The organism is Micromonospora carbonacea (assembly GCF_014205165.1).
GTDB classification, from domain to species: domain Bacteria; phylum Actinomycetota; class Actinomycetes; order Mycobacteriales; family Micromonosporaceae; genus Micromonospora; species Micromonospora carbonacea.
In genome coordinates this window covers 6,714,487-6,727,353 of sequence record NZ_JACHMZ010000001.1, presented here as the reverse complement: position 1 = coordinate 6,727,353, position 12,867 = coordinate 6,714,487, and the positions used below count along the sequence as shown (strand labels likewise).

11 protein-coding genes are annotated in these 12,867 nt (G+C 74.2%); 6 read left to right on the top strand and 5 right to left on the bottom strand.

Annotated elements, in window-relative coordinates:
• The first annotated feature begins 482 nt into the window (after positions 1 to 482).
• Positions 483 to 1,961, top strand: a complete 1,479-nt coding sequence (locus HDA31_RS28125; protein WP_246384267.1) for an AAA family ATPase — start codon at positions 483 to 485, stop codon at positions 1,959 to 1,961.
• 58 nt (positions 1,962 to 2,019) lie between these two features.
• On the opposite strand, the gene HDA31_RS28120 is transcribed toward HDA31_RS28125, so the two are convergent.
• Positions 2,020 to 2,892: an alpha/beta fold hydrolase gene (locus tag HDA31_RS28120; RefSeq protein ID WP_178062945.1), complete on the bottom strand. Its 873-nt coding sequence runs from the start codon at positions 2,890 to 2,892 to the stop codon at positions 2,020 to 2,022.
• Between the two features lie 191 nt (positions 2,893 to 3,083).
• On the opposite strand from HDA31_RS28120, the gene HDA31_RS28115 reads away from it, so the two are divergent.
• Positions 3,084 to 4,544, top strand: coding sequence for a menaquinone biosynthesis decarboxylase (locus tag HDA31_RS28115; RefSeq protein WP_178062946.1), 1,461 nt, complete (start codon positions 3,084 to 3,086; stop codon positions 4,542 to 4,544).
• A complete protein-coding gene (mqnP, locus tag HDA31_RS28110; protein WP_178062947.1) occupies positions 4,544 to 5,455 on the top strand; it encodes a menaquinone biosynthesis prenyltransferase MqnP in 912 nt (303 codons plus the stop codon). The genes HDA31_RS28115 and mqnP overlap by 1 nt, the downstream gene beginning before the upstream one ends.
• A gap of 103 nt (positions 5,456 to 5,558) precedes the next feature.
• Here mqnP and HDA31_RS28105 read toward each other — a convergent pair whose 3' ends face one another.
• Entirely contained in the window at positions 5,559 to 6,566 is a 1,008-nt protein-coding gene (locus HDA31_RS28105) for a terpene synthase family protein (RefSeq protein WP_178062948.1), read from the bottom strand.
• A gap of 132 nt (positions 6,567 to 6,698) precedes the next feature.
• Between HDA31_RS28105 and HDA31_RS28100 the strand changes: the two genes are divergently transcribed.
• The gene (locus HDA31_RS28100) at positions 6,699 to 7,328 is read left to right on the top strand and encodes a UbiX family flavin prenyltransferase (protein ID WP_074475477.1); all 630 of its coding nucleotides are present in this window, start codon (positions 6,699 to 6,701) and stop codon (positions 7,326 to 7,328) included.
• 136 nt (positions 7,329 to 7,464) lie between these two features.
• Here HDA31_RS28100 and HDA31_RS28095 read toward each other — a convergent pair whose 3' ends face one another.
• Positions 7,465 to 7,731 carry a BldC family transcriptional regulator gene (locus HDA31_RS28095; protein WP_043961351.1) on the bottom strand — a complete coding sequence of 89 codons (267 nt, stop codon included), beginning with the start codon at positions 7,729 to 7,731 and terminating at the stop codon, positions 7,465 to 7,467.
• 268 nt (positions 7,732 to 7,999) lie between these two features.
• Between HDA31_RS28095 and HDA31_RS28090 the strand changes: the two genes are divergently transcribed.
• A complete protein-coding gene (locus HDA31_RS28090) occupies positions 8,000 to 8,458 on the top strand; it encodes an Lrp/AsnC family transcriptional regulator (protein WP_074475476.1) in 459 nt (152 codons plus the stop codon).
• Positions 8,459 to 8,500: 42 nt separating this feature from the next.
• The gene (cds1, locus tag HDA31_RS28085) at positions 8,501 to 9,592 is read left to right on the top strand and encodes an L-cysteine desulfhydrase Cds1 (RefSeq protein WP_178062949.1); all 1,092 of its coding nucleotides are present in this window, start codon (positions 8,501 to 8,503) and stop codon (positions 9,590 to 9,592) included.
• Between the two features lie 74 nt (positions 9,593 to 9,666).
• Here cds1 and HDA31_RS28080 read toward each other — a convergent pair whose 3' ends face one another.
• Together HDA31_RS28080 and HDA31_RS28075 are read right to left on the bottom strand one after the other, a co-directional pair.
• Positions 9,667 to 10,329 (bottom strand): putative glycolipid-binding domain-containing protein, encoded by a 663-nt coding sequence (locus tag HDA31_RS28080; RefSeq protein ID WP_246384268.1) that lies wholly within the window; start codon positions 10,327 to 10,329, stop codon positions 9,667 to 9,669.
• A 104-nt stretch (positions 10,330 to 10,433) separates the two neighbouring features.
• Positions 10,434 to 12,542, bottom strand: a complete 2,109-nt coding sequence (locus tag HDA31_RS28075; protein ID WP_425488124.1) for a DEAD/DEAH box helicase — start codon at positions 12,540 to 12,542, stop codon at positions 10,434 to 10,436.
• Positions 12,543 to 12,867: the final 325 nt, after the last annotated feature.

The window sequence follows — 12,867 nt, the reverse complement described above, 5'->3', positions numbered from 1 at the left end:
GTCGGTGAACCAGGTGTTGCTGCGCACCGTGCCGAGCGAGCCGAGCGGTCCGCCGATCGACGGCGGCCGGGTGGCGTACGTCAGCGTGCGCTCCGACCAGTCGGTGCCGACCTCCCGTGCCGTGCCGCCGGCCGGGCTGGGCGCGTTGGCGGGAGGAACGTCACGGTGGTGGTTGCCGCCGCTGCCGGCGGCGCGCCGCCAGCAGCCCGGCCACGAGGGCGAGGGCCGCCAGCACGCTGTGGGGAGCGCGTCTGCTCATGGGGATCTCCGTCCGGGCCGGCCGACCGCCACGGGTCGCGGCGCTGCCTCCCGGCCCGCCCATGCCCGGCGAGTGGACCCCGGGGCCCGTCACCGCCGTGTCAACGTCCGGTCACCGCACGGCTGGGTTCTCCGGCTGGCCTCTTCGGCGACCGGGGCGCCCTGCTGCAAGATGTATAAGTACACTTCTTATAACTGTACTTATAAGAAATGTGGTGGGTGCGGTGGCGCTGACGAAACCGTCCGGCATCTTCGACCGGGACGTCGAGTGGGCCGAGCTGACCCGGTTCGCCGCAGACTCGCGGGAGGGCGCGACCCTCGGGGTCGTCAGTGGCCGGCGTCGTCAGGGCAAGACCCTGCTGCTGTACGAGTTGGCACGGGCGACGGGCGGCTTCTACTTCGGTGCCACCGAGGCCACCGCCACCGAGTCACTCCGCCGGCTCGGTGCGGCACTGGGCCAGTTCAGCGGCGCACCGGGCCCCGTCGACCTGCCCGACTGGGGCAGCGCCGTGGATGCTCTCCTCGCGCTCGGCCGCGACCGGCCGGTAACCGTGGTGATCGACGAGTTTCCGTACCTGGTGCGGGCCGCGCGGGACCTGCCGTCGATCATCCAGCACGCGTTGACCCCCGGCCGCCCGGAGCGTACCGGTTCCCGTACCCGACTGTTGTTGTGCGGGTCCGCGCTCTCCTTCATGGGCGGGCTGCTCGCCGGCTCGGCACCGCTGCGGGGCCGCGCCGGGCTGGAGCTTCCGGTGCAGCCGCTGGATCATCGGGCGGCGGCGGCCTTCTGGGGGATCGATGACCCCGGGCTGGCCGTCGAGGTCTTCTCCATCGTCGGCGGGACGCCCGCCTACCGGCGGGAGTACGTCCAGGACGACGCGCCGACCGGCCCGGACGACTTCGACGACTGGGTGGTGCGCGCGGTGCTGAACCCCGCCCGTCCGCTGTTCCGCGAGGCACGCTACCTGCTCGCCGAGGACCCCGACCTGCGGGACGCCGCGCTCTACCACTCGGTCCTGGCGGCGGTGGCGGAGGGGAACGCGACCAGGGGCGGCATCGCCGGTTACATCGGCCGGAAGGCGACGGACCTGCATCACCCGCTGACCGTCCTGGAGGATGCCGGCCTGCTCGCCCGCGACCCGGATCCGCTGCGCAGCGGGCGGAGTCGCTACCGGATCACCGAGCCGCTCATCACCTTCTACCAGGCGGTGATGCGGCCGGCCTGGACAGCCTTGGAGCAGCGGCGAGGATCGGATGTCTGGCGGCGTTCCCAGCGCCGGTACGCCAGCGCGGTGCTGGGGCCCACCTTCGAGGAACTCGTGCGTCAGTGGGCCCTCCGCTTCGCCGACCCCGACACGCTCGGCGGGATCGTGGCGGAGGCGAGCGCGGCGACGTTGACCGACCCGTCCACCCGGACCGCCCACGAGCTGGACCTGGTGGCCCTCGGCGAGCCGCCCCTCGGTGACGGCGCGCGTCCGCTGCTGACCATCGGCGAGGTCAAGTGGGGACGGACCCTGGGCCGTCCCGACCTGGAACGACTGGGCCGGGCCCGTGACTTGCTGGCGGGTCGCCCCGGGCTCGACGCGGCGGGCACCCGACTGCTGTTGGCCAGCGCCGAGGGCTTCACCGACGAGTTGGCCCGGGAGGCGGCGCGTCGGCCGGACGTCGTCCTCGTCGACGCCGCCCGGCTGTACGGGGACTGAGTGGCGCCGAGTCAGACCAGGGCGTCGAGACTGAGCGGGCTGGCGGGCGGCCGGTGGGTCACTCGCGCAGGAAGGGCAGCAGCAGGCCGGTCAGCTCGGCCGGGCGCTCCTCGAAGAGCCAGTGACCGCTGTCCTCGACGACCCGGCCCTCGACCGTGCGGGCGTACCGGCGCACCTGGTCGGCCACCTGCCCGCCGAGGCTGGCCGCGGCCCCGACGGCGAGCACCGGCATCGGCAACGGCCGCTTCCGGTACGCCGCGTTGTCCGCGACGTCCTGCCCGAACGCCCGGAAGTAGGCGAAGCTGGCCCGCAGGTGCGCCGGGTCCCTCAGCTGCCGGGCGTACTCCTCGATGTCGTCCGCGCCGATGCTGCCCTTGCGCACCATGAGCGAGTCGGTGAAGCGGTCCACCCAGAGCGACTCCCGGCCGGCGACCAGTTCCTCCGGCAGGCCGTTGGTGAGGTTGAAGAAGCCGAAGTTCCAGACCGCCGGCCCGGCGGCGGTCAACGCGGGGAACGCGTAGATGCTCTCGTCGGGGATCGGCGCCTCGGTCAGCACCAGCCGGGACACCTCGTCGGGGTGCGCGGCGGCGTAGGCGTACGCGACCATGGTGCCGACGTCGTGGCCGACCAGCCGGATGCCCCCGGCCAGGCCCAGGTCGGTCAGCAGCCCGTGCAGGTCGGCGGCGAGGGTCTTCTTGTCGTACCCGCCGGGCGGGGCGTCGCTGTCGCCGAAGCCGCGCAGGTCGGGGGCGATCACGTGGTACGAGTCGGCCAGCTCCGGCAGCAGCCCCCGCCACATCCGCCAGCACTGCGGGTAGCCGTGCAGCAGCACCAGGGTCGGCCCCCGGCCGCCCCGGACGTAGTTGATCGCCACCGCGCCGACCTGGGCCCGCTGCTCGGTGAACCCCGCCGGCACCCGTCCGTCGCCCATCGCCGCCCCCGTCCCGACCCCGGCGGCCGATCACCCGGCGCGCCGCCATCCGTACCAACGAGCGCCGGTCGACTGGGGAGACGCCCGCCGCCCGGCGACCGGGCTTTGTTAACAGGGGGCCCTTCCTCTACAGAAGGCGTTAACAAGGGGCCCTTCCTTGCACCTCAGCACGGTGCGGGAGACTGGGGGGCATGGCGGTTCGTGGGTTCCCGTACACCGATCTGTTGGACTTCCTCGCGGCCCTGGAGCGGGCGGGGGAGCTGCGCCGCGTCCGCGTCCCCGTGGACCCGACGCTGGAGATCAGCGAGATCGTCACCCGGACCGTGCGCGAGGGCGGCCCCGCGCTGCTGTTCGAGCGCCCGACCCGGGGCGAGCTGCCGGTGGCGATCAACCTGTTCGGCACCGAGAAGCGGATGGCGATGGCGCTGGGCGTCGACTCGCTCGACGAGGTCGGCGCGCGGATCGGCGCGCTGATCAAGCCGGAGCTGCCGGTCGGCTGGTCCGGCATCCGCGAGGGCCTCGGCAAGGTCATGCAGCTCAAGTCGGTGCCGCCGCGCAAGGTCAAGACCGCCCCCTGTCAGCAGGTGGTCTACTCGGGCGACGACGTCGACCTCGGCCGGCTGCCCGGCCTCCAGGTCTGGCCCGGCGACGGCGGGATCTTCCACAACTACGGGCTCACCCACACCAAGCACCCCGAGACCGGCAAGCGCAACCTGGGCCTCTACCGGCTCCAGCAGCACTCCCGCAACACCCTCGGCATGCACTGGCAGATCCACAAGGACTCCACCGCCCACCACGCGGTCGCCGAGCGGCTCGGCCAGCGTCTGCCCGTCGCGGTCGCGATCGGCTGCGACCCCGTCGTCTCGTACGCGGCCAGCGCGCCGCTGCCCAGCGACATCGACGAATACCTGTTCGCCGGGTTCCTGCGCGGCGAGCGGGTCGAGATGGTCGACTGCCTCACCGTCCCGCTCCAGGTGCCCGCGCACGCCCAGATCGTGCTGGAGGGCTACCTGGAGCCCGGCGAGCGCCTGCCCGAGGGGCCGTTCGGCGACCACACCGGCTTCTACACCCCGGTCGAGCCGTTCCCCGTGCTGCACATCGAGACGATGACCATGCAGCGCGACGCGGTCTACCACTCGATCGTCACCTCGAAGCCGCCGCAGGAGGACCACGGCCTCGGCAAGGCCACCGAGCGGATCTTCCAGCCGCTGCTGAAGCTGCTGATCCCCGACATCGTCGACTACGACCTGCCGGCCGCCGGGGTCTTCCACAACTGCGCGATCGTGTCGATCCGCAAGCGCTACCCGAAGCACGCCCAGAAGGTGATGAACGCGATCTGGGGCGCGCACCTGATGTCGCTGACGAAGCTGATCGTGATCGTCGACGAGGACTGCGACGTGCACGACTACCACGAGGTCGCGTTCCGGGCGTTCGGCAACGTCGACTACGCCCGCGACCTGCTGCTCACCGAGGGGCCCGTCGACCACCTCGATCACTCCTCCTACCAGCAGTTCTGGGGCGGCAAGGTCGGCGTCGACGCCACCCGAAAGCTGCCCACCGAGGGCTACACCCGGGGCTGGCCCGAGGAGATGACCATGGCTCCCGAGGTCGTCTCCCTGGTCGACAAGCGCTGGAAGGAGTACGGGATCTGATGGCCGCCGCCGCCGCTGCGCCCGCGCGGCCGGGCCGCGTCAAGTCCTTCCTCAAGCTCGTCGCGATCGAGCACTCCGTCTTCGCGCTGCCGTTCGCGTACCTGTCGGCGCTGACCGCGATGCAGGTCGACGGCGGCCGGGTCCGCTGGCTCGACCTGCTGCTGATCACCGTGGCGATGGTCGGGGCGCGGACGTTCGCCATGGCCGCCAACCGCATCCTCGACCGGCGGATCGACGCGCGGAACCCGCGTACCGCCGCCCGGGAGCTGGTCACCGGGGCGGTGAGCGTGCGGACGGCCTGGACCGGCGCGGGTGTCGCGCTCGTGGTGTTCCTCGCCGCCGCCGCCCTGCTCAACCCGCTCTGTCTGGCGCTCGCGCCGCTGGCCGTCGTCCCGCTGGTCGTCTACCCGTACGGCAAGCGGTTCACCAACTGGCCGCACGCGATCCTCGCGGTCGCCCAGGCGGTCGGCCCGGTCGGCGCGTGGCTCGCCGTCACCGGCACCTTCGCCGGCTCCTGGCCGGCGTGGCTGCTCGGCGCGGCCGTCGGCCTGTGGATCGGCGGCTTCGACCTGATCTACGCCTGCCAGGACGCCGAGGTCGACCGCGAGATCGGCGTGCACAGCGTCCCCGCCCGGTACGGGCTGCGGTTCGCCCTGCACGCCTCCACCGTCGCGCACGTGGTGACGTTCGCGCTGTTCGTCTGGTTCGGGGCGCTCGTCGGGTTCGGCTGGCCGTGGTGGATCGGGCTGGCGCTCACCGCCGCCGCGTTCGGCTACCAGCACCTGGTGGTCAGCCCGACCGACCTGAGCAAGGTCAACCGGGCGTTCTTCACGGCGAACGGGTTCGTCGGCATCGCGCTGTTCGTGTTCGCGCTGGTCGACCTCGTGGCCAGGCTGGGCCTGCGCCCCTGAGCGAGCCCGCCCCGCCCGCACTGCCCCCCGCCGCCCGGCCCGCGCTGCCCCCCGCCGCGCCTGCCGCTCCCGCCGCTGCCGCTGCCGCCGCCGCCCAGCGTGGTTAGGAAGGGGCCCCTGCTCTACCGGAAGCGTTAAGAAGGGGCCCCTCCTTACCGTCGTCCCCGTAGCGGGCGCTCTCCAGCGTCCAGTCGATCGTGCCCCGCACGGCGGCGGCGACCCCGTCGAGGTGGTCGGCGACCGCCTCGTCCAGCGCCGGCCCGAACGACGGCACGCCCGCGCGCAGCTCGCCGAAGCGGCGCATCGCCGCCCGCCACCGCTCGGCGGCCGGGCCGAGCGCGGCCGCCACCCCGATGCCCCGCTCGGCGGCCAGCGCCAGCACCAGGTTGTGCCCGCCGGAGGTGACCCGGTCCCGCTCCAGCGAGGCGATGTCGTTGTACCAGGAGAGCAGGTCGTTGCCGAGATCGCCGATCTCGCGCAGCAGCGGGTGGTGGTACACCGCGTCGGGCAGCGGCCGGCCCGTGACGAACTCGATCAGCGGATACGACACGTACGCCGCCGAGGTGGCCCGGCGCAGCTCGACGTACCGGGCGACGTCCGGCGGGCGGCCGGCCGCCTTCTCCACCGCCTCCCGCCACGCGCCGTGCAGGTGGTGACCGACCGCGTCCGTGAACCGCTCCCGCCAGCGTGCCGGCATCCGGCGGCGCGGTTCCCGCCACGCCCGCACCAGCAGCCGGCGCAGTGGGCCCGTGAGGCCCGGGTGCCGCCCCCGGGGCCCGTCGCGCAGCAGCCGGAGCGTCCCGTCCCGCAGCGCGAGGATCTCGTCGGGGCACAGCCGGCCCGGCCTGTCGCAGGCGTCGTCGACCAGGAAGAACCAGGTGAACAGGGCTGCGATGACCCGCAGGTCGGGCTCGGTGGCCTGCGGGTAGAGCCGGCCCGCGTACCGGGCGAACCGGGCGCGGGACAGCCGTTCCAGGGCAGGGGAGTCCAACGGGAGGCCGACGCCGGGCAGCCGGTCGTCGAGCCAGCGTTGCACCCGGTCGGCGTGCGGCGACAGCCGGGGCGGGATCGGGCAGTCGGCGCGCAGCGACCGGAGGATGTCGTCGGTCATCACCGATTCCCTCTGTGGGATGTGAATCGTTCTCGGCAGCATGGCAGGTCGGCCCCGCGCGGCTGCCCCCGCCCCGTCCCGGTGGTGGGGGCGGTCGGCGGCCCGCCGCCGTGACCAGGCAGGCTGGACGGCATGCGGGAACCATGGGTGGTGGGAGTCTCCGGCGCATCGGGCACGCCGTACGCGGCGGCGGTCGTCCGGGGGCTGCTCGACGCGGGCGAGCCGGTGGACTTGGTCGTCTCCCGGGCCGCCCGGCTGACCATCCTCGACGAGACCGGGCGGGCGTTCCGCGACGGGCACTGGGCCGAGGACCTCGCGGCCTGGCTCGGGCGCGACCTGGGCGACGCCGACGTGCGGCACTGGCCCGCCGGTGACCTCGCCGCCGGCCCCAGCAGCGGCTCCTACCGGGTACGCGGCATGGCGGTCGTGCCGGCCAGCACGGCGGCCTGCGCCGGCATCGCGATCGGCCTGTCGAAGGACCTCTTGCAGCGGGCCGCCGAGGTCAACCTCAAGGAGCGCCGGCCGGTGGTGGTCGTGCCCCGGGAGACGCCGGTGACCCGCAGTCACCTGGAGCACCTGATCGCCCTGCACGACGCCGGGGCGGTGGTGCTGCCGGCCAGCCCCGGCTTCTACGGGGCCGGGGCGGCCGCCTCGGCGCAGCAGCTCGTCGACTTCGTGGCGGGAAAGGTGCTCGACGCGTTGGGCGTGCCGCACACGCTGTTCCGCCGCTGGTCCGGCGAGCTGGGCACCGCCCGCTCCTGAACCGGGCCCGGGCCGGTCGCTCCCGCCCCACGGTCCGGGGCCGGTCGTCGGCCCCGCCGCCGTGGCACTCCCGCCGCCGGGGCCGGTGGCCGGACGCGGGCCGGACTGGCCGGCCCGTGCCCGTCAGCACACCTGCTCAGTACATCCCGGCATTGGCCGGGCCAGGGCCGGTCGACGCGGCGGGGCCGACGTTACGGGCCTTCCCCATCTCGTCCGCCTCGTCCAGCATGCCCTCCCCCTCAAGCAGGGCCCGCACCTCGGATTCCCGAAACCGGCGATGCCCGCCTGGAGTCCGGATGCTGCCTATCCGGCCGGCCGCCGCCCAGCGCGTCACAGTCTTCGGGTCAACCCGAAACAGCGCGGCGACCTCACCCGGTGTCAGCAGGCGATCTCCAGTGTCCACAGCCCCCTCCTCGCGTCGACGAAGCCCTCGGCTGAACACACTGCCCCCGGCCGGTGCGAGCCCAGAGCCGTCATGAGGGACGTATGGCAATTACAGCACCAGCGACCTGGCCTGTCCGCCAAACGCGAAAAACGCACTGAGTGGGAAGTTAGTAAACTGGGGCGGTTCTGCTCTCCCTCGACCGAAGGTCTGCGGACACTCACCTACTGTCATGTGCAACGCATGCCGGGCGACCGGCGTTACGCCCCAACGACTAGGGTCACAGTCCGTGGACGCCATCGACCTCAGCCTCGTGGAGCTGTTGCAGGGCAACGCCCGACTCTCGTACGCCGAGCTGGCCCGCCAGGTCGGCCTCTCCGCCCCGGCCGTGCACGAGCGGGTCGGCAAGCTGGAGTCGAGCGGCGTCGTCCGGGCGTACCGGGCCGAGGTCGAGCCCGAGGCCATCGGCCTCGGCGTCACCGCGCTCATCGGCATCGTCGAGGACTCCGGCGGCGACACCGACGACGTGCTGGAGGCGTTCCGGCGGATGCCCGAGATCGAGTCCTGCTACTTCATGGCGGGCGTCGAGTCGTTCCTGCTGAAGGCCCGGGTCGGCACCATCGCCGAGCTGGAGCAGCTGATCATGCGGCTGAACCGCACCCCCGGGGTGGCCTCGACCCGGACGGGCATCGCGCTGTCCACCAAGTGGGAGAACCGCCCGCAGCCACTGGCCCGCCCCGCGACCTGACCGCCCGCGACCAGGGCCGATCCGCTTGCTACGTTTCCGAACATGACTCATCTCGACCGGTGTGACGAGGCCAGCCGGCGCTGGGTGACCGAGGCGATCGCCACGGTGGAGGCCGACGCCAACCGGTCCGCCGACACCCACCTGCTGCCGTTCCCGCTGCCCCGCGAGTGGGGCGTCGACCTCTATCTCAAGGACGAGTCGGTGCACCCCACCGGCTCGCTCAAGCACCGGCTCGCCCGCTCGCTGTTCCTGTACGGGCTCTGCAACGGCTGGATCGGCCCGGGGACGACGATCGTCGAGGCGTCCTCCGGCTCGACGGCGGTCTCCGAGGCGTACTTCGCCCGGATGCTGGGGCTGCCGTTCATCGCGGTGATGCCGGCGTCCACCTCGCCTGAGAAGATCACCCAGATCGAGTTCCAGGGCGGGCGCTGCCACCTCGTCGACGACCCGGCGAAGGTGGTCGTCGAGGCGCGCTGGCTCGCCGAGGACTCCGGCGGGCACTTCATGGACCAGTTCACGTACGCCGAGCGGGCCACCGACTGGCGGGGCAACAACAACATCGCCGAGTCGATCTACGCCCAGCTCGCGCTGGAACGGCACCCCGTGCCGGCCTGGATCGTCGTCGGGGCCGGCACCGGCGGCACCAGCGCCACCATCGGCCGCTACACCCGGTTCCGGCGGCTGCCCACCAAGCTCTGCGTGGTCGACCCGGAGAACTCGGCGTTCTACCCCGCCTGGCAGGCCGCCGACTGGGCGGTGTGCACCGGCCGGGGCTCGCGGATCGAGGGCATCGGCCGGCCCAGCGTCGAGGCATCGTTCCTGCCCGCCGTGGTGGACCGGATGGTCCAGGTGCCCGACGCCGCGTCCCTGGCCGCCATGCGGGCCGGCTCGGCCCTGCTCGGCCGCCGCGTCGGCGGCTCCACCGGCACCAACCTGTGGGGCGCGTTCGGCCTGATCGCCGGGATGCTCGCCGAGGGCCGTACCGGCTCGGTGGTCACCCTGATCTGCGACCCGGGGGACCGGTACGCCGACACCTACTACGCCGACGACTGGGTGGCCGGGCAGGGCCTCGACCTTGCCCCGCACCTGGCGACCGTCGACCGCTTCCTGGCGACCGGCGCCTGGCCCGAGTGAAAGGAAGGGCTCCCTGTTAACGCATTCTGTTGTACAGGGGACCCCTGCTAACACTGGCGTCAGGCCGGGAACGTTCAGCGCGGCGCGATGCGGTCGGCCAGGCCCGGATAGTGCAGCACCCAGCCGCCCGGGTCGACGGCCAGTTCCGTGGTGAACGTCTCGCTGGCGAAGCGGACCCGCCCGGGCCCGAGCGCCGCGTAGACCTGCTCGGCGGGCAGCACCAGCAGGCTGGGCACCTGCACCCACGCCACGGTGATCCGGTGCGCCGCCCCCGGCTCCGCCGCAGCCGGAGACGACGTCGTGGTCGGGGATGCGGCGGTCAGCCCGAGCCGGCGTACCGGAAGGGTGTTGAACAGCGGCGAACCGCCGAGGTCGACGTCCACCGCGTCGGCCAGCCGCTCCGGATCGTCGGCGCCCGGCAGACCGGCCGCCGGATGCCCGGCCGCCCGCAAGGCCGCGTCCAGGTCGCCCTGCTCGGCGGCGGTCACGCGCCACCGGCCACCCACCGCTTCCAGGCGTACGCTCCGCTGCCAGCCCGCGCCCTCCACCTCGACCTCCAGCCGGCTGGTCGCCCAGTCCGACCCGGCCGTCAGCCGGTAACGGCAGGTGTAGGGGATCGGGTCGACCGCGAGCACGACGCCCCGCGCGCCGAGCCCGGCGCCGTCGTCGAACACCACGTGCTCGCTGCCGGCGGTGTCCGTCCGGGCCCAGAACAGCGACTTCGGCATTGTCGGCATGAACCGGACGTTACGGCACGCCGGACCCGCCGGCAGCACAAGCGGAAACGCCGCCGCGGAGCGTGGGCTCCGCGGCGGCGTGCCGACCAGTGGCGGCGTTGCGATCAGTGGGTACGCGCCGGCGGCCGCCCGCCGAAGCCGCGCCGGTCGTCCCGGGGCCGGTCGTCCCGCCCGCGCCCCTCGGGGCGGAACCCACCCCGTCGGTCGCCGGTACGGGCGTCCCCGCCCCGCTCGCCGAAGGCCCGATCCCCGAAGCGGCGCTCGCCCATGGGCCGGTCGCCGCCGGGCCGGTCGTCGTGTCGGCGCTCGCCGCCGGGCCGGTCGCCGTAGCGGCGCTCGCCACCGGCGCGCTCGTCGAACCGGCGCGGCTCGGCCGGCCGGTCGCCAAAGCGGCGCTCGCCGGTGGCCCGGTCACCGGTCGACCGGTCACCGAAGGACCGCTCGCTGGTAGGCCGGTCGCTGTGGCGGCGCTCGCCGGTCGGGCCGTCGCCGTAGCGGCGCTCGCCGGTCGGTCGGTCGCCGTAGCGGCGGTCGCCACCGGCGCGCTCGTCGAACCGCCGGTCGCCGAAGCCGCGCTCGCCCCGGTCCTCGTGGCGGCGCTCACCCGTCGGGCGGTCACCGAACCGGCGGTCCCCGCCAGCGCGCTGCTCCCGGTCGCCGTACCGCCGCTCGCCGAAGGCGCGGTCGCCGCCGGGCCGGTCGCTGTGGCGCCGCTCGCCGGTCGGCCGGTCGCCGAAGGGCCGCTCGCTGGTAGGCCGGTCGCTGTGGCGGCGCTCGCCGGTCGGGCCGTCGCCGTAGCGCCGCTCGCCGGTGGGTCGCTCGCCGAAGGACCGCTCGCTGGTGGGCCGGTCGCCGTAGCGGCGCTCGCCGAAGCCGCGCTCGCCCGACGGCCGGTCGCCGAAACGGCGTTCGCCGCCGCCGGGCCGGTCGCCGGTCGGCCGGTCGCCGTAGCGGCGCTCGCCCCGGCCGTCCCGGTCGCCGTGCCGGCGCTCGCCCCGCTCCTCGAACCGGCGCGGACCGGACGGCCGGTCGCCGTAGCGGCGCGGGGCGGGCGGCTCGTCGCGGACCGGCACCCCGCTGGGCTCCCGGGCGCCGGTCAGCTCGGCCAGGGCCGGGTCGCCGGCCCGGACCCGCGTCTCCGCCGGCTCGACGCCGGCCTTCTGCAACATGGCGAGGGTGGTCCGGCGCTGCTTGGGCAGCACCAGCGTGGCCACCGCGCCCGACTCGCCGGCCCGGGCGGTACGCCCCGCCCGGTGCAGGTAGTCCTTCGGGTCCTTCGGCGGGTCCACGTGCAGCACCAGCGAGACGCCGTCCACGTGGATGCCCCGGGCCGCGACGTCCGTGGCGACCAGCACGCTCATCCGGCCCTCGCGGAACTCGGCGAGGGTCTTGGTGCGCATCCGCTGCGTCTTGCCCCCGTGCAGCCCGCCGGCCCGGACGCCGACGGCGGCGAGCTGCTCGACGAGCCGGTCCACCCCGAGCTGGGTGCGGGCGAAGAGCATCGTCCGGCCGGACCGGGCGGCGATGGACGCCGCCACGGCGAACTTGTCGTGCGGCGGGATCAGCAGCAGGTGATGGTCCATCGTGGACACGGCGGCGGTGGCGGGGGCGGTCGAGTGGGTGACCGGGTCGGTCATGAACCGCTTGACCAGCGAGTCCACGTCACCGTCCAGGGTGGCCGAGAAGAGCAGCCGCTGGCTGCCGGCCGGCGTCTTGGCCAGCAGCTCGGTGACCTCCGGCAGGAAGCCCATGTCGGCCATCTGGTCGGCCTCGTCGAGCACGGTCACCTCGACGTCGTCGAGGTGGCAGACGCCCCGGTTGATCAGGTCGCCCAGCCGGCCGGGGGTGGCCACGACGATCTCCACCCCCCGCCGGAGCGCGTCGATCTGCCGGTCGTACGGCACGCCGCCGACGGCGGTCTTGAGGAAGATCCCGACCGCCTTGCCGAGCGGCACCAGCGCGTCGTTGACCTGCATGGCCAGCTCCCGGGTGGGCACCAGCACCAGGGCCCGGGGGTGCAGCGGGCGGGCCCGGTTGCGCTTGGCGAGCCGGGCGATCACCGGCAGGCCGAAGGCGAGGGTCTTGCCGGAGCCGGTCTGGCCCCGACCGAGGACGTCGCGCCCGGCGAGGGCGTCCGGCACGGTGGCCCGCTGGATCGGGAACGGCGTGGTGATGCCCAGCCGGCCGAGAGCCTGGACCAGCGAGTCGGGCAGGCCGAGCGCGGCGAAGTCGACATCCGCGTCGGCGGCGGTGTCCGCGTCGTCGGCCTCGGCGGCGACGGTTTCGGCCCCGGCCCGGGCGGCAACGGCCCCGGCCTCGGCGGCAACAAGTGCAGCCCCGGCCTCGGCGGCGACAGCCTCGGCGGCGACGGGTCCGGCCCCGGCCTCGGCGGCTACGGGCTCGGCGGCTACGGGCTCGTCGGCGGTGGCGAGCGCGAGTGGCGCGCTGCCGTCGACGGTGTCGCGGGGAGCGGTCGCGGCGACGTCGGGCGCGGCGGCCTCGGCGGCGGCGGTGTCGGCCGGCTCGTTCGGCTCGGCC

Bases quoted from the DNA above. Each gene is read 5' to 3' on its own strand.
- HDA31_RS28105 (WP_178062948.1), bottom strand. From the start codon at position 6,566: ATGACCGACGACATCCTCCGGTCGCTGCGCGCCGACTGCCCGATCCCG.
- cds1 (WP_178062949.1), top strand. From the start codon at position 8,501: ATGACTCATCTCGACCGGTGTGACGAGGCCAGCCGGCGCTGGGTGACC.
- HDA31_RS28120 (WP_178062945.1), bottom strand. From the start codon at position 2,892: ATGGGCGACGGACGGGTGCCGGCGGGGTTCACCGAGCAGCGGGCCCAG.
- HDA31_RS28100 (WP_074475477.1), top strand. From the start codon at position 6,699: ATGCGGGAACCATGGGTGGTGGGAGTCTCCGGCGCATCGGGCACGCCG.
- HDA31_RS28115 (WP_178062946.1), top strand. From the start codon at position 3,084: ATGGCGGTTCGTGGGTTCCCGTACACCGATCTGTTGGACTTCCTCGCG.
- HDA31_RS28080 (WP_246384268.1), bottom strand. From the start codon at position 10,329: ATGCCGACAATGCCGAAGTCGCTGTTCTGGGCCCGGACGGACACCGCC.
- mqnP (WP_178062947.1), top strand. From the start codon at position 4,544: ATGGCCGCCGCCGCCGCTGCGCCCGCGCGGCCGGGCCGCGTCAAGTCC.